22 protein-coding genes and 1 other annotated feature are annotated in these 21,847 nt (G+C 49.0%); of the genes, 16 read left to right on the top strand and 6 right to left on the bottom strand.

Going from position 1 to position 21,847, the window contains the following annotated elements:
• From CXL14_RS02015 to CXL14_RS02005, 3 genes are all read left to right on the top strand, one after another.
• The gene (locus CXL14_RS02015; RefSeq protein ID WP_007409014.1) at nucleotides 1-948 is read left to right on the top strand and encodes a glutamine utilization two-component system response regulator GlnL; all 948 of its coding nucleotides are present in this window, start codon (nucleotides 1-3) and stop codon (nucleotides 946-948) included.
• A gap of 296 nt (nucleotides 949-1,244) precedes the next feature.
• On the top strand, nucleotides 1,245-2,165 hold the full coding sequence (locus CXL14_RS02010; protein ID WP_014416820.1) for a macrolide 2'-phosphotransferase: 921 nt from the start codon (nucleotides 1,245-1,247) through the stop codon (nucleotides 2,163-2,165).
• A gap of 48 nt (nucleotides 2,166-2,213) precedes the next feature.
• Nucleotides 2,214-2,464 (top strand) — a binding site (T-box leader).
• Between the two features lie 87 nt (nucleotides 2,465-2,551).
• Nucleotides 2,552-2,713: a tryptophan RNA-binding attenuator protein inhibitory protein gene (locus tag CXL14_RS02005; RefSeq protein ID WP_014416821.1), complete on the top strand. Its 162-nt coding sequence runs from the start codon at nucleotides 2,552-2,554 to the stop codon at nucleotides 2,711-2,713.
• A gap of 41 nt (nucleotides 2,714-2,754) precedes the next feature.
• Here CXL14_RS02005 and CXL14_RS02000 read toward each other — a convergent pair whose 3' ends face one another.
• Nucleotides 2,755-3,138 (bottom strand): DUF2512 family protein, encoded by a 384-nt coding sequence (locus CXL14_RS02000; protein ID WP_014416822.1) that lies wholly within the window; start codon nucleotides 3,136-3,138, stop codon nucleotides 2,755-2,757.
• Between the two features lie 153 nt (nucleotides 3,139-3,291).
• On the opposite strand from CXL14_RS02000, the gene CXL14_RS01990 reads away from it, so the two are divergent.
• The 4 genes from CXL14_RS01990 to tatC all read left to right on the top strand — a co-directional run bounded on the left by CXL14_RS01990 (nucleotide 3,292) and on the right by tatC (nucleotide 6,732).
• Nucleotides 3,292-3,720 carry a cell wall hydrolase gene (locus CXL14_RS01990; protein ID WP_003156683.1) on the top strand — a complete coding sequence of 143 codons (429 nt, stop codon included), beginning with the start codon at nucleotides 3,292-3,294 and terminating at the stop codon, nucleotides 3,718-3,720.
• Between the two features lie 263 nt (nucleotides 3,721-3,983).
• Nucleotides 3,984-5,735, top strand: coding sequence for an alkaline phosphatase D family protein (locus CXL14_RS01980; protein WP_014416824.1), 1,752 nt, complete (start codon nucleotides 3,984-3,986; stop codon nucleotides 5,733-5,735).
• Nucleotides 5,736-5,747: 12 nt separating this feature from the next.
• Nucleotides 5,748-5,945: a twin-arginine translocase TatA/TatE family subunit gene (locus tag CXL14_RS01975; protein ID WP_003156681.1), complete on the top strand. Its 198-nt coding sequence runs from the start codon at nucleotides 5,748-5,750 to the stop codon at nucleotides 5,943-5,945.
• Nucleotides 5,946-6,006: 61 nt separating this feature from the next.
• Nucleotides 6,007-6,732: a twin-arginine translocase subunit TatC gene (tatC, locus tag CXL14_RS01970; RefSeq protein WP_014416825.1), complete on the top strand. Its 726-nt coding sequence runs from the start codon at nucleotides 6,007-6,009 to the stop codon at nucleotides 6,730-6,732.
• On the opposite strand, the gene pcp is transcribed toward tatC, so the two are convergent.
• Entirely contained in the window at nucleotides 6,729-7,376 is a 648-nt protein-coding gene (gene pcp / locus CXL14_RS01965; RefSeq protein WP_014416826.1) for a pyroglutamyl-peptidase I, read from the bottom strand. The genes tatC and pcp overlap by 4 nt on opposite strands.
• Before the next feature lie 71 nt (nucleotides 7,377-7,447).
• Between pcp and CXL14_RS01960 the strand changes: the two genes are divergently transcribed.
• Complete coding sequence (locus CXL14_RS01960; protein WP_014416827.1) at nucleotides 7,448-8,575, top strand: aminotransferase class V-fold PLP-dependent enzyme; 1,128 nt, start codon at nucleotides 7,448-7,450, stop codon at nucleotides 8,573-8,575.
• A 34-nt stretch (nucleotides 8,576-8,609) separates the two neighbouring features.
• Here CXL14_RS01960 and lmr(B) read toward each other — a convergent pair whose 3' ends face one another.
• Complete coding sequence (gene lmr(B) / locus CXL14_RS01955; RefSeq protein WP_007609218.1) at nucleotides 8,610-10,049, bottom strand: lincomycin efflux MFS transporter Lmr(B); 1,440 nt, start codon at nucleotides 10,047-10,049, stop codon at nucleotides 8,610-8,612.
• Nucleotides 10,050-10,085: 36 nt separating this feature from the next.
• A complete protein-coding gene (locus tag CXL14_RS01950; RefSeq protein WP_014416828.1) occupies nucleotides 10,086-10,652 on the bottom strand; it encodes a transcriptional regulator LmrA in 567 nt (188 codons plus the stop codon).
• A gap of 177 nt (nucleotides 10,653-10,829) precedes the next feature.
• Between CXL14_RS01950 and CXL14_RS01945 the strand changes: the two genes are divergently transcribed.
• From CXL14_RS01945 to CXL14_RS01930, 4 genes are all read left to right on the top strand, one after another.
• Nucleotides 10,830-11,945 (top strand): type II asparaginase, encoded by a 1,116-nt coding sequence (locus tag CXL14_RS01945; RefSeq protein ID WP_014416829.1) that lies wholly within the window; start codon nucleotides 10,830-10,832, stop codon nucleotides 11,943-11,945.
• A gap of 196 nt (nucleotides 11,946-12,141) precedes the next feature.
• Entirely contained in the window at nucleotides 12,142-12,786 is a 645-nt protein-coding gene (locus CXL14_RS01940; protein WP_014416830.1) for a lipase EstA, read from the top strand.
• 137 nt (nucleotides 12,787-12,923) lie between these two features.
• Complete coding sequence (locus CXL14_RS01935; RefSeq protein WP_014416831.1) at nucleotides 12,924-13,994, top strand: helix-turn-helix domain-containing protein; 1,071 nt, start codon at nucleotides 12,924-12,926, stop codon at nucleotides 13,992-13,994.
• A gap of 128 nt (nucleotides 13,995-14,122) precedes the next feature.
• Nucleotides 14,123-15,055 carry an aldo/keto reductase gene (locus CXL14_RS01930; RefSeq protein WP_014416832.1) on the top strand — a complete coding sequence of 311 codons (933 nt, stop codon included), beginning with the start codon at nucleotides 14,123-14,125 and terminating at the stop codon, nucleotides 15,053-15,055.
• Nucleotides 15,056-15,098: 43 nt separating this feature from the next.
• Here CXL14_RS01930 and CXL14_RS01925 read toward each other — a convergent pair whose 3' ends face one another.
• Complete coding sequence (locus CXL14_RS01925) at nucleotides 15,099-16,094, bottom strand: DUF5105 domain-containing protein (RefSeq protein WP_014416833.1); 996 nt, start codon at nucleotides 16,092-16,094, stop codon at nucleotides 15,099-15,101.
• Nucleotides 16,095-16,216: 122 nt separating this feature from the next.
• On the opposite strand from CXL14_RS01925, the gene CXL14_RS01920 reads away from it, so the two are divergent.
• Together CXL14_RS01920 and CXL14_RS01915 are read left to right on the top strand one after the other, a co-directional pair.
• On the top strand, nucleotides 16,217-17,617 hold the full coding sequence (locus CXL14_RS01920) for a YcdB/YcdC domain-containing protein (protein WP_032863975.1): 1,401 nt from the start codon (nucleotides 16,217-16,219) through the stop codon (nucleotides 17,615-17,617).
• A 200-nt stretch (nucleotides 17,618-17,817) separates the two neighbouring features.
• Nucleotides 17,818-19,176 carry a YcdB/YcdC domain-containing protein gene (locus CXL14_RS01915; RefSeq protein WP_029973934.1) on the top strand — a complete coding sequence of 453 codons (1,359 nt, stop codon included), beginning with the start codon at nucleotides 17,818-17,820 and terminating at the stop codon, nucleotides 19,174-19,176.
• On the opposite strand, the gene CXL14_RS01910 is transcribed toward CXL14_RS01915, so the two are convergent.
• Entirely contained in the window at nucleotides 19,173-19,676 is a 504-nt protein-coding gene (locus tag CXL14_RS01910; protein ID WP_060563028.1) for a peptidoglycan L-alanyl-D-glutamate endopeptidase CwlK, read from the bottom strand. The two genes, CXL14_RS01915 and CXL14_RS01910, sit on opposite strands and share 4 nt — an antisense overlap.
• Before the next feature lie 109 nt (nucleotides 19,677-19,785).
• Here CXL14_RS01910 and CXL14_RS01905 point away from each other — a divergent pair, with 109 nt between their 5' ends.
• Both CXL14_RS01905 and CXL14_RS01900 read left to right on the top strand, forming a co-directional pair.
• Nucleotides 19,786-20,907 (top strand): response regulator aspartate phosphatase, encoded by a 1,122-nt coding sequence (locus tag CXL14_RS01905; RefSeq protein ID WP_061861817.1) that lies wholly within the window; start codon nucleotides 19,786-19,788, stop codon nucleotides 20,905-20,907.
• Between the two features lie 115 nt (nucleotides 20,908-21,022).
• Entirely contained in the window at nucleotides 21,023-21,802 is a 780-nt protein-coding gene (locus CXL14_RS01900; RefSeq protein ID WP_014416838.1) for a glucose 1-dehydrogenase, read from the top strand.
• The last annotated feature ends 45 nt before the right edge of the window (nucleotides 21,803-21,847 follow it).

The raw sequence follows: 21,847 nt of genomic DNA, 5'->3' as shown, positions 1-21,847 counted from the left end.
ATGCGTTTTTTTATAGCTGATGATGACCGGGCGATCCGTTCCATTTTAAAACAGATGATCGAGGACGAGGACTTAGGAGAAGTCGTCGGTGAGGCAGAGGACGGAAGCCAGATTGAAGGGCATTATCTCCATTTTAAACAAGTCGATATTTTATTAATTGATCTGCTGATGCCGGGGCGGGACGGGATTGAGACGATCCGGCATCTTCAGGGATCGTACAACGGAAAAGCGGTGATGATATCGCAGGTGGAGGCAAAGGAAATGGTGGGAGAAGCTTATTCTCTCGGCATCGAATACTTTATCCACAAACCGATCAACAAAATCGAGATCGTCACCGTTTTGCGAAAAGTAAAAGAGCGGATTGAACTGGAAACCTCGATCGGCGATATCCAACACTCGTTAAGCCGTCTTATTCAGCGGAATGAGCCGAAAAAAAGCGGGCCGGGGGGGATGCACGAGAAATCAATCAAAGAAACAGGAAAATTTCTTTTATCGGAATTAGGCATCGTGGGAGAAAGCGGGGCGCATGACCTCATGGCTGTCCTTCACTATTTATTTGAGGATGAACAGGCGGAAAGAAACATCCCGTCTTTAAAGCAGATGTTTACAAACGTCGCCATCCGGAAGCTGGGGCCTGCGGCGGCACAAGCCGAGGTTAACAGAGAAATCAAAGCCTCGGAACAGCGGATCAGAAGGGCCGTCATTCATTCGTTAAACCACTTCGCTTCATTGGGCACAACTGATTTTTCAAACCCCAAATTTGAATATTACGCCTCGAAATTCTTTGATTTCCCCGCTGTCAGCAAGAGAATGAAAGAAATGCAGGCTAAGGAAACCGTGCCGCTTTCTCCGGTTAAAGTGAATATGAAAAAATTCATTCACGTCTTCTTTTTGGAGGCGAAAGATTTACGCGAAGGATCAAAATTTGTCAGCGGAGGCAGCCGGTAAGCTGATAAATAAGGTTTACATATATAAGGTTTTTTGTGTAAAATAATGTTAACTAAGAAAGAACGGAGGGGTCCTGATGGCAAGTCAAAATCCGGTTTTCGCACTAATAAAATAGTGTCAATGTCTCTGCCTTGAGCGCGGAGGAAACCGGGATTGTCTGCCTGAATAAAGGAACCTGAAGTAATAATGAGGGGGCGGCGATTATGCCGCCCTCTTTTTGGCGTCTTCACATATCTCTTTCTCCTCCGCCTCAGGCGAAGCTCTGTGTCAGTAAATAAGGGAAATGGGGAAACGAAGTGACAAAACAAAGGGAAATAGAAACCGTTCTGAACATCGCAAAGGAAAATGGCTTACGGTTAAAATATGAAGGGGCGGACATAAATGAAACGGGTATGGACTTCCAAGTCGTATTTGCTGAAGATGACAGCGGCATGACATGGGTGCTCCGAAAGCCGCGCCGTCCCGATGTTATTGAAAGAGCGGCTGCAGAAAGCGGCGTTCTCGCGTTTCTCCGCAGCCATGCCGCGGTATCAGTGCCCGATTGGCGGATTCATACACCGGAACTGATCGCTTATCCGAAACTGGACGGAATACCAGCTGCCGCAATTGATCTGGATAAGAAACAGTATGTCTGGAATATGGAACACGAGCCGCCTTCAGACGGTTTTGTCGGCTCGCTTGCCGCGGCATTAGCCGAGCTGCACGGGGCAGACCCGGATGCGGCCTCCAGATCCGGAATTGAAATCATAAAACCGGATGACGTCAGGCAAAGGGCGGCGGAATCAATGGATCACATAAAAAAAGAAATCGGGGTCTCAGAGCCGCTTTGGAAAAGATGGCAAACGTGGATAAATGACAGCTCGTACTGGCCTGATTTTTCCGCGCTGATCCATGGCGACTTGCATCCTCCGCATATTTTGATCGGCGAAAATCAGCGTGTGACGGGTCTCCTCGATTGGACGGAGGCAAAGGTTGCCGATCCGGCCAAGGATTTTGTCCTTTATCAAGTGATATTAGGAGAAAAAGAAACAAAACGGCTGATGAAGAGCTACGAAGCTGAAGGCGGGCGCGTCTGGCCGAAAATGCAGGAGCATGTGACAGAATGGCAGGCCGCTTATCCCGTGGAAACGGCGAAATTCGCGCTTCAGACGGGGCAAGAGGAGCATATGCAAATGGCGCGGGACATGCTCGGCCTGTCCGATCCGAAAGGTTATTGACTTCCGCCGGATGACAGCGTATGATACATTTTAAAATAAAAGAACGGATGAACAATGCTGAGGAAGAGTAAGTACGCATCAGCGCGCGGGGTTCAGAGAGTCGGTGGCCGCTGTGAACCGATCCCCGTCCGGTGCCGAATGGGCTTCTGAATTGCTGCGCTGAAATGACAGTAGGCGGTGCCGGGATTCTTTCCCCGTTATCAAGAAAGGAGTATTGAAACCGTGTGTTTCTGTACTTTTTGAGAGAATGGCTCTTCAGCCGTTAATAAAGGTGGCACCGCGAAAACCTCGTCCTTTGATGGACGGGGTTTTTTGTGTTGTTAAGGAGGTGATGGCCATGGAAAGTGAATGGAGACGGACAGACAATCAAAAAAGGAGGGATATTCATGGTGATCGCAACCGACGATCTTGAGCTCACGTGTCCGCATTGTGAAGGAACCGGCCAGGAGAAGGAAGGGACGCCCTGTCCGAAGTGCGGCGCGAAGGGCGTCATATTGACGGCTCAAGGAAACACGCTGCTGCATTTTATCAGAAAGCATATTGATTAGTGAAATCAAACGAAAAAGGCCGTTATCCGGCCTTTTTTACGTTATTCGGACCGGGGTTCTAAAAAACGGGACCCGCCCAAGTCTTTTCTCATCAGATAGATATGGAAAAAATATTCTCCGACGGCGATGATGACGGCGGAAATAAGGGCGGCAAACGCCAGTCTTCCCCCGGAAATGCCCATGGACAGCGGCATTCCCATCAGCCAGACAACAAGAAACGCGATTCCGAAATCAGCGGACGCCGCCGTGATATTATTCCATCTCGGAAGCACGTACAAGTCGCCCGTAAAGTAGGAAACGGCTCCCAGCACAATGGTCATCAGCAGCACGTCGCCGAATGTAAAGCGAAAACCTAAGCCGAGTATCAGATACAGAATAATGATGGTCATAATGCTTTTAATGGCAAGCGCTTTAATGTGTTCCATGCGAATTCCTCCTTATGGAAATCATGTTAGTATGTTTCCTCATAACGAGAAATATAAACCCTTTTTTCGTGAACATTTGTTTTCTGGCTTTTGGCTGTCATCACTGGGCCGCTGCTGAATATGATGAAAGGAGAAAATACGGGAGGTGTCATGATGGCAGTCGTAAAAGCGTCGAGCGCCGATGTCGATCTAATGGCAAGGCTGCTCAGGGCGGAAGCGGAAGGCGAAGGGAAGCAGGGAATGCTTTTGGTCGGCAATGTGGGAATCAATAGGGTGCGGGCGAATTGTTCTGATTTTAAAGGCCTGCGCACCATCAGGCAGATGGTGTTTCAGCCGCACGCGTTTGAAGCGGTGACTCACGGATACTTTTACCAGAGACCGCGTGAATCCGAGCGGAGGCTTGCCCGCAGGAACATTAATGGAGAACGGTTTTGGCCGGCTAAATTCAGCCTGTGGTATTTTAAGCCGCCGGGCAACTGCCCGCAGACTTGGTATGGCCAGCCGTTCGTCGCCAGATTCAGATCCCACTGCTTCTATCAGCCGACAGGTGAGACGTGCGAAAACGTGTACAATACATTTTAATCCCGGGCGCACCGTTCTTAAAATGAACGGTGTTTTTTTAATTTTTTGTGAAGAAAAATAGGAAAAAAGTGCGCTTGACGGATGACAAGCCAAAAAGAAACAGAGGGGGTTTTCTCCCGGCGGGGCAAGGTTTGTCGAAACAATGTGAAAAATGTCTCCCGCCGTCCATTTTTCAGCCTTACAAACCCTTCACACTTCTTCATAGCGGTTTAACATTTCTTTTTTATAATAAGGGCGATCAATGAGACGAAAGGGGAACTGACATGACACATGACGGCCGTTTAGATGAATGGATCAAGGAATTGGAGAACAAAAGCTTTCAGAACAATACGTTTGACCGCCGCGCATTTATACAAGGCGCCGGGAAAATCGCCGGTCTTTCCCTCGGGTTAGCGATCGCGCAATCCATCGGCGCGTTTGAAGTGAATGCCGCTCCGAAATTTTCAAACTATCCGTTCACCCTCGGCGTAGCCTCCGGCGACCCGCTGTCTGACAGCGTCATTCTCTGGACGCGTCTTGCCCCGGACCCGCTGAATGGGGGCGGCATGCCGAAGCAGGCCGTGCCGGTAAAATGGGAAATCGCTACTGATGAACATTTCCGTCACATCGTCAAACGCGGAACGGAAATGGCCAAGCCGAATCTCGGACACTCCGTCCATGTCGAGGCGGACGGGCTCAAGCCCAATAAAGTGTACTATTACCGGTTTAAAAGCGGGCATGAGCTCAGTCCCGTCGGCCGGACGAAAACGCTGCCCGCTCCCGGCGCTGACGTATCCGCCATGACGTTTGCGTTTGCCTCATGCCAGCAGTATGAACACGGCTATTATACGGCGTATAAACATATGGCGAAGGAAAAGCTTGATCTCGTGTTCCATCTCGGAGATTACATTTATGAATACGGACCGAACGAATATGTGTCAAAAACGGGAAATGTCAGGACGCACAGCAGCGCTGAAGTGTATACACTGTCAGATTACCGCAACCGTCATGCCCAATACCGCTCTGATGCCAATCTGAAAGCCGCCCACGCCGCATTTCCGTGGGTCGTGACGTGGGACGATCATGAGGTGGAAAACAATTATGCCAATGTTATCCCTGAAAAAGGCCAATCCGTTGAAGCGTTTGTGCTCAGGAGGGCCGCAGCTTATCAGGCTTATTATGAACACATGCCGCTCAGGCGCATGTCATTGCCGAACGGTCCTGATATGCGGCTGTACAGGCAATTTTCTTATGGCAATTTGGCATCGTTCAATGTGCTTGATACAAGACAGTATAGAGATGATCAGGCCAACGGCGACGGGAATAAGCCGCCTTCTGATGAGTGGAGAGACCCGAAGCGTACATTGATGGGGACAGAACAGGAGCAATGGCTCTTCGGAAATTTAGCCGCCTCAAAAGCGAAGTGGAATGTGCTGGCGCAGCAAATCTTTTTCGCGCAATGGAATTTCGGAACAACCGCCAATCCGATATACAGCATGGATTCATGGGACGGCTATCCGGCGCAGCGGGAGCGGGTCATCAATTTTATAAAAAGCAAAAACCTGAACAATGTCATCGTGCTGACAGGTGATGTTCACGCAAGCTGGGCGTCAAACCTGCATACCGATTTTAACCAAACGAATTCAAAGATTTTCGGAGCCGAATTCGTCGGGACCTCCATTACATCTGGAGGAAACGGGGCGGATAAACGGGCCGATACGGATCAGATCTTAAAACAAAACCCGCATATTAAGTTTTTCAACGATTACCGAGGCTATGTCCGCTGTACGGTGACCCCTGCCCAATGGAGAGCGGATTACAGAGTGGTGCCGTACGTGACGGAGCCGGGGGCTGAGGTATCCACGCGGGCTTCATTCATTTATCAGAAAGACCAGACGGGGATTCGGAAGGTCTCTCAAGCTGCGGTTGCAGGCGGTTTAAAGCAGTCAAACGAGGTGGAAGAGGATCGTTTCTTCGCCCATAACAATGCGCATGAAAAGCAAATGAGAAAGAAACGGGCCAAAATCTCACAATAAGGAGGCACACTCATGTTTTCAAATATCGGCATTCCCGGGTTGATCCTGATTTTCGTCATCGCTCTCATCATTTTCGGACCTTCAAAGCTTCCGGAAATCGGCCGTGCCGCCGGCCGCACGCTGCTTGAATTTAAAAGTGCCGCAAAAACACTGGTCTCAAATGAAGAGCCGGACAAGCAGACGGCTGAGAAAGACAAAACGGCAGGCTGAATCCTGACATGGGGGCAGACGAATCCGCTTCTGCCTCTTTCTCTATAAGGAGGATGTACGATTGGATAAAAAAGAAACCCACTTGATCGGGCATTTAGAGGAAGTCCGGCAGCGTCTCATTAAAACCGTTATCGCCTTTCTCGTGTGTTTTATCGGCGCCTGCTGGTTTGTGCAGGATATTTATGACTGGCTGATCAAGGATTTGGATGGCAGGCTGGCCGTTTTAGGGCCGAGCGAGATTTTATGGGTGTATATGATGATTGCGGGAATATGCGCCCTTACGGCAGCGATTCCGGTTGCGGCCTTTCAGCTCTGGCGTTTTACGGCGCCGGCTTTGACCCCGTTTGAACGCCGCGCCGCTTTGCTTTACATTCCGGGGCTTTCGGTTTTGTTTATCATCGGAATTTCCTTCGGGTATTTTGTGCTGTTTCCGATTGTGCTCGGATTTTTAACACAATTATCCGCCGGCCATTTTGATATGGTATTTACGGCGGACAAGTATTTTACCTTTATGCTGAATCTTACATTGCCGTTCGGATTTTTATTTGAAATGCCTCTGGCCGTCATGTTTCTGACACGGCTCGGAATCGTGAATCCAACCCGGCTGGCAAAGGCGCGGAAGCTTTCGTATTTTGTGCTGATCGTCGTCTCGGTGCTGATTACGCCTCCGGATTTTATGTCTGACTTTCTCGTCATGATTCCGCTGCTTGTCCTCTATGAAATCAGTGTGACGCTGTCCCGCATCGTTTACCGGAAGAAATGGGCCGAGGCGGCGTCTGCAGCTTAGTGAAGTTCGCCTCCGCCGGTCTCAATATCGTCCTCATGCGCCGCGGCGGTCACCGCGGCGATTTTGAGCGCTTTTGTCACGAGATCCAGGCTGAGGCTCGGCGCAGACTTCTGCAAAGTTTGCTCCGGTATGTACGGGATGTGTATAAACCCGCCGCGGATGTGGGGATGATGGCAGGCGATTTCATCCATCAGGCCGTAAAAGAGATGATTGCATACAAACGTCCCCGCCGTGTAGGATACAGCCGCGGGAATGCCTTCCTTTTTGATTTCCTCAACGATCCGTTTGATCGGAAAGCCGGTCCAATAGGCCGCGGGACCGTCTTGAGAAATGTTTTCCCCGGCAGGCTGGTTTCCTTCGTTATCCGGTATGCGCGCCTCATTGAGATTGATCGCAACCCGTTCCGGCGTGATCTGCATTCTGCCGCCTGCCTGTCCGACACAGATGATAATGTCAGGCTGATGCTTTTTGATCGCCTCGCGCAGCACGGCAAGAGACTTATAAAAAACGGTCGGCACTTGTTCAGATACGATAGAGGCGGGGCCCTCAGCGGCACCGTCCAGCCGTTTGACCGCTTCCCATGAAGGATTGACCGTTTCCCCGCCAAAGGGGTCAAAGCCTGTCAGCAATACTTTTTTCTCCATATAAAACCCTCCTTTTCTTTTTACCATACTCTATAATGGACATATATTCCTGCCGAAGGGGGAAACATGTCTTGAATTCGCCTCTGATGCAATACCGATCTTTATTTCCGGCGCTCCGCACACATACGATGCTCGCCAGCTGCTCTCAAAGCGCTCTTGCCCTGCCGGTTTCAAAAGCGATCAATGACTACCAGGAAAGCCTGCTTCAGCATGGGGGAAACTGGGAAGAAGCCATTGGACGAACGGAGCAGGCAAGGTGTGAATTTGCGAAATTGATCGGCGCCCATCCTGAAGAAATCGCCGTTTTACCTTCAGTAACGGCTGCTGTCTCTGCCGTCGTTTCTGCTTTACCGGATAGCCGAAAGAAACAGGCGGTGTATACGGAATTGGATTTTCCGGCGATCGCCCACATTTTGAAGGCGCAGACTGAGATGGAGCTTTCAGTCGTGCCGTCTGAAGATGGAATGATCCCGTTAGAGCGGTATGAGACATACATATCGGAGCAGACGCTTTTCACCTGTGTGCCCCATGTGTCATATACGTCGGGTTTTGTCCAGGATATGAAGCGCATTGCCGAGATATCCGCAAAGAAGGGATCGCTTCTTTTTGTCGATGCTTATCAATCGGCGGGGCACATCCCGATTGATGTAAAAGAATGGGGAGTTGATATGCTGGCCGCGGGTGCGAGAAAGTATATGCTCGGCATACCGGGAACGGCGTTTCTTTATGTCAGAAAGGAACTTGCCGAACGGCTGAAGCCGAAAGTCACCGGGTGGTTCGGGCAGCAGCGGGCGGCGATGCTGGATTTAACCCGTTTTTCTTATGCGGACGGAGCCAAACGCTTTGAGACCGGAACCCCGGCATTTATCAGCATATATGCGGCACAGGCGGCTTTATCTCTAGTAAACGATGCCGGCACAGACCGCATTCACCAAGAAGTAAAAAAACTCAGCGCATTTGCGTATGAATACGCTTCTGAAAAAGGACTGAATCTCACAGGGCCGCCGTCTGCCGATGACAGACCCGGCATGATTTCCATACGGGATGAAAAAGCGGCGGAAACGGCTGCGCTGTTGAGGCGGAAAAACATCGTATGCGCACCCAGCGGACAAATCATCCGGCTGGCGCCTCATTTCTATAACACGGCCGATGATCTGATCTATGCGATTGATGAACTGGCTGAAGCGCGCGGTATATAAAAAACAGCAGACTCACGGGGAGCCTGCTGTTTTCTTATGAGTGATTCACTTTGACCCGTTTCATAAAGAAAGCGCTGATCAAGCCGATAACGGCGACAATCATCGCGAAGATAAAGGCGTGCTGGACGCCCGCAATCAGCGCGTGAGAGTATGCGGAAGGATCATTCGGGTTTTTCGCGGTGCTCATATAATTCTTCTGGCCGGCAGCCATGATGCTGACCGCCACCGCAGTGCCGATTGCGCCGGCCATCTGCTGGAGCGTATTCATAATGGCCGTTCCGTCCGGATAAAATTCCGGCGGCAGCTGGTTTAAGCCGTTCGTTTGCGCCGGCATCATGATCATGGAAATGCCGATCATCAGGCATGTATGAAGCGCGACAATCAGAAGCGCCGTTGAAGCGCCGTTAATGTTTGAGAAAAACGAAAGCACAGTTGCCGTGATGACAAATCCGGGAATGACAAGCCACTTCGGCCCGTATTTATCAAACAGACGCCCCGTCACCGGAGACATAAAGCCGTTTAAAATACCGCCCGGCAGCAGGATGAGCCCGGACGTAAACGCCGTCAGCATCAGTCCGCTTTGTAAATACATAGGCAATAGGAGCATTGTCGATAAGATAACCATCATACAGATAAACACAATCACGACACCGAGAACAAACATCGGATAGCGGAAAGCGCGCAGATTCATCATCGGCTGCTTCATTGTCAGCTGCCTGATGGAAAATAAGATGAGCGCGATCGCACCGACAGTGAGTGAACCGATAACCGTCGGGCTTGACCAGCCGTCTGATCCTTCGCCCGCATTGCTGAATCCGAATACGATGCCGCCAAACCCGATCGTAGACAGAATAATGGAAAGCACGTCAATTTTCGGTTTTGTAATGTCAGACACGTTCTGCATGTAGGCGATGCCGAATAAAAGAGCCAACACAAGAAACGGCAGGGAAATCCAGAAAATCCAATGCCAGTTCAAATGCTCTAACACAAGCCCTGAAAACGTCGGACCGATCGCAGGAGCGAACATGATGACAAGCCCGATCGTCCCCATTGCCGCTCCGCGCTTATGCGGCGGGAAGATGACGAGGATTGTATTAAACATCAGCGGCAGCAGCAGCCCGGTTCCTAAAGCCTGCACGATTCTTGCCGCCAAAAGAAACGGAAAGCTCGGCGCAAGCGCTGCAATCAGCGTGCCGATAATGGAAAAAGCGAGTGAAACGATAAACAGCTGTCTCGTCGTAAACCATTGCAAAAGCAGACCCGATACCGGGACAAGAATACCGAGAACGAGCAGATAGCCCGTCGTCAGCCACTGGACGGTCGCAGGAGTGATATGTAACTCCTTCATCAGGTCAGTCAGGGCGATATTCAGCGCCGTTTCACTGAACATGCCGATAAACCCTGCCGTCAGTAAAGAAATCATGATCGGCATGACTTTATATTGTTTGGAAGGCTGAGCGTTTTCCAAAATCATTCTCCTCTCTTTCTATACGTACATGTCTCTCGTATTTTATGTCTTCAGCAGGTTCGGGATTTGTTTAGAAATATGGAGGATCGGCATTTTGTCTTTTTTGGCTAAGGACACAATGATGCCGCCTTCTATCATGGCATTTAAAACAGTGCTGATTTCCGCCGCTTTCTCATCAGAAAAACCGGCTGATCTCAATTTGCCCGCGAACAGATTCTCCCATTCCTGATAAGCGCATTGACAGGCCTGCCGGAGCTTTTCGCTCTTTAAAGCCGTCTCGGCAGCCAGTAAACCGACAGGAAACCCTTCAAAGTTCTCCGGACATGTGAATTGGCTTGATAAGTCCTGTAAAAACGCTTGAATGCTTTCCGCAGGATCAGGATGGGCATCAAGGCTTTCTTTTATTTTCATACGGATATAATGGCTCATTTCATTGACAGCCTCAATGGCGAGCTGCTCTTTGCCGTCCGGAAAATGATAGTAAAGAGAACCTTTCGGCGCACCGCTTTCTTTAATAATCTGATTCAGCCCCGTGCCGTAATACCCCTGAAGCTGAAACAGCCTGGTTGCCGCGGCGAGGATTTTTTCACGAGAATCTCCATAGCTCATAATGTTCCCACCTTACTGATTTTTGACAAATTTAAAATATAGTGACTGGTCTATTATCTTGATTTCGCATGACGGTGTCAAGGTTTTTTAACGGTTATTTTCTTCGGAAGAATGCCTGACAAGCGCGTTGACCGGTGAGAGGAAAAACTTCATAAATAAAGAAAAGGAGAGAAAAGAATGAAAAAACAATTCATGCCCTTCATTACATTTATCACGGCTCTGCTCTTCATCGCGGCCGGCTGCTCCCAATCTCCTCAAGCGAAAGAAACACCGCCCGGGATGCCAGCCGCAGCCCCAGCGAAAAAAGACGGACTTCCGAATATTAAAATTCTTGCCGCCGGCGGCACAATTGCAGGCTCTGCTCCTTCAAAGACGTCCGCTACGGAGTACACGGCGGGGGCAATCGGAGTTGATGCCCTGATTCAGGCCGTTCCGGAGATAAAAGAGGTCGCGCATGTGAGCGGAGAACAGGTTGTGAATATCGGCAGCCAGAATATGAATAACGAGACACTGCTGAAACTTGCAAAACGGGTAAACAAGCTGCTCAAGTCTGATGATACAGACGGCATTGTCATTACACATGGAACAGACACACTTGAGGAAACCGCCTACTTTCTCAATCTGACGGTCAAAAGTGACAAGCCCGTTGTTGTCGCCGGGTCAATGAGGCCGTCCACGGCGCTCGGAGCGGACGGGCCGTCCAACTTATATAACGCTGTAAAAACAGCGGCTGCGCCTGATGCGAAAGGCAAGGGGACGCTTGTCGTATTAAATGACAGAATCGCTTCGGCGCGCTATGTGACAAAAACCAATACAACCGCGGCCGACACATTCAAATCGGAAGAAATGGGTTATATCGGAACAATTGCTGATGACGTCTATTTTAATAACATCATGACCCGAAAGCATACGAAGGATACAGATTTCAAGATAGATAAACTTGATAAACTGCCGCAGGTCGATATTATATACGGCTATCAAAATGACGGAAGCTATCTCTTTGAAGCCGCCGTAAAATCAGGAGCGCAAGGCATTATTTTTGCAGGCCCGGGAAACGGCTCAATGTCTGATGAGGCCCAAAAAGGCGCCGTAAAGTCGGTCAAAAGCGGGCTGGCGGTCGTCCGCTCCACAAGGACGGGAAACGGAACGGTAACACCTAATCGAGAGTATGAAAAAGACCATTTGACAGCTTCAAACTCTCTCAACCCTCAAAAAGCGCGGATTCTGCTGATGCTTGCGCTGACAAAAACGCATGATCCTAAGCGGATTCAAACCTATTTCAATGAGTACTAGGAGTAGAGAACCGGGTGTTCTCTCCTTTTTCGGTATGCCGTATTAAAGCATAAGCGTGCTTTCGGGAAAGGGGCGTCTTTCTCATTTTTCCGCTCTTTTTTTAATTGTTGAAAACAGTAAAAAATACACTATTTTTTCCTTTTCTCCTCTAATAGAATGAAAACTGCAAAAATATTACATAGCAGGAGGAAAGTTCATGAAACATATAAAAAATAAAATCCTAGTCATCCTTACAGTTTGTATGCTGTCCGTCATTTCCGTATTTGCCTTCCAGCCGACCGTATCGAAAGCCTCCTCAGGGCATAACCCTGTTGTCATGGTCCACGGAATCGGCGGGGCGTCCTTTAACTTCGCGGGAATCAAAACATACTTGGCATCTCAAGGCTGGTCAAGAAAAGAGATGTACGCCATCGATTTCTTAGACAAAACCGGAAACAACAGACACAATGCGCCGAGACTGTCCAATTACGTGAAAAAAGTGCTCAGCGAAACAGGTGCGAGTAAAGTCGATATCGTCGCGCACAGCATGGGCGGAGCCAACACACTCTATTACATTAAAAATCTTGACGGCGGAGACAAAATCGCAAACGTCGTAACACTGGGCGGAGCGAACGGCCTTGTGACCAACCGGGCGCTTCCGGGGACTGATCCGAACCAAAAGATTTTATATACATCGATTTACAGCTCAGCGGACTTAATCGTCATGAACCCGCTGTCACGGCTGATCGGCGGGAAAAACGTGCAGATTCACGGTGTCGGACACATCGGACTTTTGATGAACAGCCAAGTAAACGGGCTGATTAAAGAAGGTCTGAACGGCGGCGGACAAAATACAAATTAACAGTTTCAAAGCCCCGGAGAATGAGAATATCCCGGGGTCTTTTTTTTCTTCCATATTCTTTTTTCGCCGTAAACCAAGCCCTCTGAAGTTATTTTTGTTAAAATAATAAAGTTATATCAGAATTCGGAGGGTTTATTGTGGGAAAAGTGAAAAGAAATGCCCCTTGCCCATGCGGCAGCGGGAAGAAATATAAAAAATGCTGCGGAAGCAAAGAAGCTGCCATTCCGGCAGACATCGCGGCAAAAGAAGCGAAACAGATTCAGGAAAGCCTAATGGAGTACGCCTTTACAGCACATAGAGACGGCATATCATCATTTATTAACCAGCACGCATTCATTACGGAGCTGGACAGACAGACAAAAGACATCGGAGTCTTCAACCTCGGCATCTGGGGAATTTTCTTCCGTCCGCTGGCAGGCGGCAAGACGATTTTTGAAGAATATCTTCAGAAAAAAGCCGGCGGGATCAACCGCCCGAAAACACGGGAAATCGTTGAATCATGGAAAAGCATGACACCTGCCGTTATGGTGCTTGAAGATGTGAAAGAAGGAATGATTCACTTTGAAGATGTGATGACGAAAAAACAATTCAAAGTGGAAATGGACGTCAGCCAGCAGGATCTTCCGCCGGCGGGAAGCCTGATTCTCGGCTATCCGATCCACGAAGCGGAAAAAGCGGAGTTCTTCATGCAATTTACGATCTTCCCTGTGAAGCGGACCGAAGCTCTAATCAGCAAAGTGAAAAAGGCGGCGGCCCCGGCCCTTGCGGAAGGAAAATCGCCTGAGCGCTTTATGCAGGAAAACTTCGACACTGTGCTGGCCGCTCTTTTAACAACTGCGGAAGAGTCTGAGCAGGCTGCTGAAGAAAAACAGACAGAGTGGGCCAACGACATGGAGAAGGAAACGGCAGACGCCATTGAAAAAGGCCTGAGCGGGGATGAATACCCGGCTGAGCTGGTTCCGGCCGTGATTGATCTGTGGAAAACGTTCTGTGTCAAAAAAACACCGACGATCAGAAAGCCTGAAGCTTTCGCAGCGGCGGTCGAATATTACGTGAACAGCATTTCTCTGAACGGCGCGTCCGTTTCTCAAGCCAAGCTGGCGAAGAAGTACGGCGTCAGCGCCTCAACGATTTCCAGCCGCTATAAGGAAATCGAGGGTGCTCTCACGGATGAAGCCGAACGCTTCGCCGCAACTCTGACATCTTAATACACAGCAAAAAACCTTGAAGGGCAAACGCTTTTCAAGGTTTTTTCTATAGATAGGCTCTCAGGCAGGATAATTCTTACCGGTTATCTAATACTAAACAGAGCGATAAAAGGAAGGGAGCCTGAGCCATGGATGAGACACGTACGCTGGGCAGGACGGATTTACGGGTAAAGCGTATCGGCTTTGGCGCTAATGCGGTCGGAGGACATAATCTGTTTCCGAATCTTAATGATGAAACGGGAAAAGAACTCATCCGCACAGCGCTGGACGGCGGCGTCAATTTTATTGATACGGCGTTTATATACGGTTTGGGGCGTTCCGAAGAGTTAATCGGTGAAGTTGTCGCAGAGCGCGGCGTGCGGGACAGCCTCGTGATTGCGTCAAAAGGCGCGCACAAAGAGGTCAACGGACAGATCGAGCTGGACAACAGCCGTGAATTTCTCCGGAGTGAGGCGGAAAACAGCCTGAAGCGGCTGAAAACAGACGTGATTGATTTGTATTACGTCCACTTCCCTGACGGCAAAACACCGCTCTCCGAAGTGGCGGGCACGCTAAAAGAACTGAAGGACGAAGGGAAAATCAGAGCAATCGGCGCCTCCAATCTCAGTTTCCGGCAATTGCAGGAGTTTAACGCGGACGGCTATTTAGAGGTTTTTCAATCGGAATATTCACTGATTCAGCGTGAGGCGGAGCATGATCTGCTGCCTTATTGTGAAAAGAACGGCATTTCCTTTATTCCTTATTTCCCGCTTGCTTCCGGCTTGCTGACGGGAAAGTTTACAAAAGACACAGTCTTTGAGGACAGCCGAAAGAACAGGCCGCCGTTTCAGGGAGAAGCTTTTCACCAAAATCTGGAGCGAGTGGATAAGCTTCGGGCCGTTGCGGAGGAAAAAGGGGCGCAGACAGCGCATATCGCACTCGCATGGCTTCTGTCGCAGCCGGCGGTGGATGCGATCATTCCCGGAGCCAAACGCCCCGACCAGCTGAAACACAATCTGGACGCGCTTCATGTGCAGTTAACCGAGGATGAGGTTCAATTTATCAGTGACATCTTTAAGTGAAAATAAAAAAAGGAAATAGCCTGCGCTATTTCCTTTCTTGTTGTCAGGACGTTTTCAAAAACGCTTCTGTCAATCCTTCCAGATCGGCGTCTGTATCCAGATACCACTGGCCGCGGGCGTTTTTCTTCATCTCGATTTCTCTTGTAACGGAAGAAGAAGCCGGTTTCAGGCGCATAAACTCTTCCGGATAGACAGAAAGAAGGTGGCTGACAATTTCGTTTTCATCAGCATCAGGGTGCTTTCCGGCATAGTCTTGCACGCGGTCTTGCAGCTGGCCCGCAAGCGGAGACATATCAAGCGGCGTCACTTTTGCTTCAAGGACGGCTTTTTTGCCTGACATGGATTTGGTATGCACCTTGAGCTCTGTGTTATCCCGAAGCGCTGATGACATGGCGTCAATAATAGCGGTAATGGCTTTTGAATCCGCCTGTTCTTGTGAAATGCCTGCAGAAGCGATAAAGCTGGCTTTCGCCGATTCCTGATATGCGGCGGCCGTCATTTTTTCATTTACACCGGTCAGGCGGGTGAAATCTTTATTGTGCTTGCCGTACAGCATCACATCAATGTATGCGGATAATGCGTCCGCCGGGTCAGGTTTTGCGTTTGAGGCTGTGCCTTTGACTTTCAGTTTATAAGATAAAGGCTTCGCGTCTTTTGCCTGCGGCTGATATACCAATTCATAGGATTTGCCTTCGTCAGCCGTGAAGTACAGATTGCCCGTCACTGTCTTACCCGCATGAAGCGTGCCGCTCTGCAACAAGTCTTCCTTATCGGCCTTGGCTGTTTTTGCGTCATCCTGATAAAGCGAGAAGTCGCTGCTTTTGACGGTAAGCGGGTCTTTGCCCGTATTTTTGACGGTGACCGTTACTTTCAGCGCGGCCGAATGTTCAGTATCGTCTGAAGCGGCCCATGCCGTATCTTTTATTTTCACTTTCGCCGTGCTGCTTTCCTGGCCGCCGCTCGTTTCGCTGCTGCATGCGGCGGTAAATGCCGTGAGAAGCAGAATGAAAAACAAGGCGCTCATTTTTTTGATGGACATCTGGTTTACCCCCTGTTGTTATTAATTCGATAGTCATGAAGACAGACAGGTTAATTATACTAGTTTTGTATAAAAGAGTCTTGGTAATCATCAATCTTTTTGGAAGAAAAGGAAGTGTTATGATGAAAAAAGAAGAGTTGAAACAGCTGGCTCTCCGAATCGGAAACGTACCTGCCCGCTATGAGAGTAATGTGGAAGAATACCAGGAAGATGAGGTTCTGTTTTGGTGGGAAGATAAGAATGATCCGGAAGCCGGCATCATGGTCGAATTAGACCGGGACGGAAAACTGAAATACTTATCCCGTCCGGCTTTCCGGACTGATCTGCCGCCTCTTTCGGAATCGGACATAGAAAAACGGATGCGGGCGTTTTTAGAAACCCATCGTCCTGGGGCACTGGCTGAGTTCGAGTTGGAAAACAGCGGCTCCGCCAATGATGGTGATGTGAGATATTCCTATGTTCAGATGGCTGACGGTCTGCCGCTCCCGCTGACCGGGTTTTACGTCGACCTGTCTTTGACAGGGGAAGTAACCGGCTTTTCTTACCATGGGAAGGCCGATGATCTTGTAAGACCCGGAACAATTGCGGACAAGCGGGAAGCATTGGCTCACTTTGTCAAACATATAGAAGCAGAACTGTTGTTCACCGTACTGCATCAGTCCGTCTATGTGCAGGGGGATGACAAGCCCCATCTCGTCTATGAAATTGTGTCTCCGACGCGGCCGATATCGGCCGACCTGAAGGAAGAGAATGCAGAAATAGACGAATATGAAGAGCTGGAAGACGACACGCTGCCGTATGTCCCGATTTCACGCCCTGCACCTGAAACGGAAAAGATGAGCATCAATGACATGATCGGGCTGCACGACGGTTTTTATAAAGAGAGGGAAAGCGATCTTGGAGAGGGCTGTATCGGCATTGCCTGGCGTCCTGAAAAAACAAAATCCGTACGGGAAGATAAAAGCTTTGAAAGTCTGTTTAAAGAACGGAATGAACACGTATTGAAAACAAGGTATGATAAAGAATCGGACCGGCTCACCGGGGTGATGTCATTTATAAAAGTTGAAGGCGAACCGGTGTTTTCCGAGGAAGAATGCCATCACATGGCCATCCGCTTTTTATTCGCCATGTTTCCGGAAGCGGATCAGTATTTCCGGGTTCAATATGATGAGCCGGATGATGAAGGAGAAAACGTGGGACTTACATATAAGGCTTGTTCGGGCGGCGTTGATTTGCGATTCGGAGAGGGGAGAATCTGTGTCAGCAAAAAGACGGGTCTTGTCACTTTTTATATGCCGCCGGAAATTGATCCGAAAGAGCTCCAGGAAATCGATCCCGTTCCTTCATTGACAATGGAAGAGGCGAAGGATGCGATCCGCCGGGCCATTAAAGCAGAGCTCGCTTGGGACCATTGTTACGATGACGACAGCTGCGGAAAAGTGTACAGGCTCGTATACAAGCCGGTTTTCCCGCGGTTTATTGAGGCTCATACGGGAGAAGCGATCACGAGTTTAATAGGCTGAAGGTCATGGGCGTTCGTCCCGGGTCTTTCACGGGGAATGTGACATTTGTATGAAAAAGAGCCGCTCTGAATACGGCTCTTTTCCCTCTTTGCTAAAAATAGACACATAAAAGGCACTTTCTTCCCTTTAAAAGGATAAGGACGTTTTTATATAATAAAAAACAGTTCTTTTTTATACACTCTTCTGAAAGGATGACCCCATTGCTGAAAGAACATCTGAGAAAAAAAGCGCTGGAAATCGGGAACATACCGCCGCACTATGAGCTTGAAATAGAAGATTATGATGAAAAACAAAAAACGAAAGCCTATTATATATGGAAAGATCGTAACCAGCCGGATAAAACGGTCACGATTGAGCTGGGCGACGACGGATCTTTGCTTACTTATTCACGCAACGACTGTCCGGGTTCAGACATGCAGCTGTCAGACGCCGAATTAAAGCTGACGGCTCTTCGGTTTGCGGCGAGACACCGCCCGCTTACTTTTATGAATTTCATCTTTCAGGCGAAGGAAGAACGCAATGGGTGCATCCGATTTATCTATACAAAAAAAGTGCTCGGCCGGCCGCTTCCCGATTCAGGTTTTTTCGTTGATGTAACCAGGAGCGGCTTCGTCGTGCAGTTTATCTATTACGGGGATAAGGGTGAAGCGCCCGTCCCGGAAACATTCGTCGATCGGGAAAAAGTCGTCTCGCATTATATGAGTGTGCTGACATTCAGTCTCGTCTATGATGTGGTCAATTTTGAGAAAATACCGCGTCTCGTCTATGAACCGATTCTGCCGGCTTACAGCTATCCGGCCGGTGAAGATGATATCGTGCCGGATCAGCAGCTTTGCGAAGACAGGAATGAGCCGGCAAAACCGCTTCCCGCGTTTGAACATAAACGGGAAATCAGCCTGGATGAATTAATGGGGTTTACCGCGGATATGGTTCAGACGCGCCGGCGCGATCTCGGGGATGAGATCGGAACAACATGGCGGAAAGGATCGGTTCCGGAACGGAAAGATTTGAGTATCGAAAGCTATTTTGAAAGCAGCAACAAAAATACAATGAAGATGAAAACGGACAAAAAGACAGGGAAAATGACAGCCTTTAAATCTTTTATTGAGCATCAGGGCCCGGCCTTTTATTCTGCGGAAGAGTGTGAGGCCGTCGCGCTTCAATTTTTATACAAGCTTTATCCGAGAGCGGACGAGTTTTTTAAAATGAACCCGGTGAAAACGGACGGAAGGGGCAGGTTCCGCTTCCATTTTTCCATATGGCATCAGGATATTCCGCTGCGGTTCGGCGCTGCGAGAATACTTGTCAGTCCCGTAACGGGGCTTGTGGAAGCTTACATGGCGCCTGACATTGACCCGGAGCAGCTGGAGAAGATCAATCCGGTGCCGGCCGTTACTCCCGAAGAAGCAAAGGCCGCTTTTTTATCCGATTTCCATCTGCGGCTGGAGTGGCAGCGCGATTTTACGCCGTCCGGCAATGAAGGATATAAGCTTGTGTACAGGCCTGTCTATCCTCCGTACATTGATGCGCAAAAGCGAAAAAAGAAAAGGTTTTATTAGCCAGGGATCATTTGTAAATGAGGATAATCTTTAAAGCCTCTCCAATCGCCTCCCCAATCAAAACCGAGCGTTTTGGCAATCGATACGACCTCAAGCCAATCGGGCGTGCCGTTTCGGTTTCCGTCGTACGTCATATCCCAAATCAGGCTTCCATCCTTTTTTTGCAGGGCGAAGTCGATCGCAAGGCCGTAATTGTGGTAAGATTCCCCGCCTTTTGCGTAGGTGACGATATTTCCTTTTTTTGAACGTCCTTGACGGTACAATTCGTTTTGTTCCTCAATTGATCTGAAACCCTCTGTGATAACGACGGTGATGCCTTTTTTCAGAGCGGCCGTCTGCAATAGCTCCGCATTCTGTTTCACGAGCGGATGAAGAGCGCTTGGAATGGCTCTGTCTTGTAATGCCGTCTGCGGCCTCAATTCTTTCTGCACATAGGAAAAACATAGGTCTGCGGAAAAGAAGAGGATCAAAAGCAGCGCAATTCTGACTGGTAGTTTCATGGTGAATTCTCTCTTTCTTTAATTGGTTAAAATCTTTGTTTGCTCACTGCCATAAATTTGCTATGATAAAATATAACATAATTAGTAGCCGGAGGAAGGAGGCAAATCTATGAAATCCAAGATTCCATCTGAAGAAGTGGCCGTAAAGATGAATGAATGGTATAAGCTGATCCGCGCGTTTGAAGCCGATAAAGCTGAAGCGCTGAAGCGGGAGATTCAATATGAACTCGAAGATATGGAAGAGAACCAGGATTTATTGTTGTATTTTTCATTGATGGAATTTCGGCACCGCATCATGCTGGATAAATTAAAACCCATGAAAGACGGCGACTGCCAGCCTCCGTTCTCTGAAATGCTCACTGAGATTGAGATGAACCAGCAAAAGCTGACCGGCTTACTGGAATATTATTTTTACTATTTCAGGGGAATGTATGAATTTAAGCAGAAAAACTTCATCTCAGCGATTTCTCATTATAAGCGGGCTGAGGAAAAGCTTGAATATGTGGAAGATGACATAGAGAAAGCCGAGTTTTTGTATAAAATTTCTGAGGTGTACTATCATATCAAGCAGACTTTCTTTTCGATGAATTACGCGGGACAGGCGCTTGATATTTACAAGAAATATGAATTATACGGAATGAGAAGGGTGCAGTGCAAATTTATCATTGCCGGAAATCTGATGGACGCCCAGCAGCATAAAAAAGCGTTGGAATACCTCGAATGCGCCTTGGAGCACGCGGAGCGGCTTGATGATCAATATATGATTGCTGCGGCCTATTATAATATCGGGCACTGTATGTACAGTCTGGGTGACTTTTGCAAAGCGGCGGAGGATTTTGAACGGGCGGCCGCCGGATTTGAAGCACACAGCTTCCGGCAGGTCATCCAGGCTGTTTTTTCACTCACGCATATCTACTTTAAAACGGAAAAATACAGTGAAGCCGCCGCCAGCTGCGCGCGGGGCATGAGAAGCGCGGCGGAATGGGAAGATGAGATCTATCTGACGAAATTCCGTCTGATTAAAGAGCTTTATCAGGGGGAAGGCGGACAGGATTCGCTCAAAGAGTATTTTGACATTCTGGAATCAAAAGAGCTGTTGGCTGACACAGAGGAACTGCTTCAGGACGCGGCTCATTTCTTTCATCAACGGGAGAACTACAAAGCGGCATCTTATTTTTTCAGCAGGCTTGTCGGCGTGCAAAAAAGGCTGCAAATGAACAACTACGCATAATGAAAAAAAGAACGAGGGAGCTTCGGTTTCATCGTTCTTTTTATGATCCCTTTTGTTTTCAGCCGATCAAAACCGGGTACATGCTCTGTATTAACATCAGGGAGGAAAAGAGACAATGTATCAGGATTTACAGGGAAAAACAGCAATCGTAACAGGTTCTTCGAAAGGAATCGGAAAGGCCATTGCCGAACGCTTCGGCAAGGAGCGGATGAATGTGGTTGTGAACTACCTCGGTGATTCCTCCGGAGCGGAAGAAGCGGCGGACATCATTGAGAAAGCGGGAGGCCGAGCCGTCACCGTAAAAGCCGATGTATCCTCAGAAGAAGGGATTCAGGCGCTGTTTCATGCCGCGCAGGAGCATTTCGGGGGCGTGGACGTGATGGTCAACAATTCCGGCTTTAACGGAGCCGAAGCGATGCCCCATGAAATGAGCCTGGAGGATTGGCAAAGGGTCATCGACGTCAACGTGACCGGCACCTTTTTGGGGGCGAAAGCGGCACTGAAACATATGCTCGAGCGCGGCAAAAAAGGAACGGTCTTAAACATATCGAGCGTTCATCAGCAAATACCGCGTCCTGAAAACGTGCAGTACTCGGCATCCAAAGGCGGGATCAAAATGATGACGGAAACGATGGCGCTCAATTACGCAGACAAAGGCATCCGGGTGAATGCCATCGCTCCCGGCACGATCGCCACGGAGTCCAATAAGGATCTGGAAGATGAAACACATAAACAGGCCCAGCTGAAAAAAATTCCGATGAACGCCTTCGGAAAACCGGAAGAAGTCGCAGCGGCCGCCGCATGGATGGTGTCGGAAGAAGCGAGTTACGTAACCGGAACGACACTTTTCGTCGACGGAGGCATGACGCTTTATCCGTCTCAGCTGGACAGATAAAAGAGGGGGGAAACCTTCTCTTTTTTGTTTAGGGAAGGATCATAA

The sequence above is a fragment of the Bacillus sp. SJ-10 genome, assembly GCF_002843505.1.
GTDB classification, from domain to species: Bacteria; Bacillota; Bacilli; order Bacillales; family Bacillaceae; genus Bacillus; species Bacillus velezensis.
Note: the sequence above shows the minus strand (reverse complement) of the source record. Positions and strands in the feature narration are given on the sequence as shown.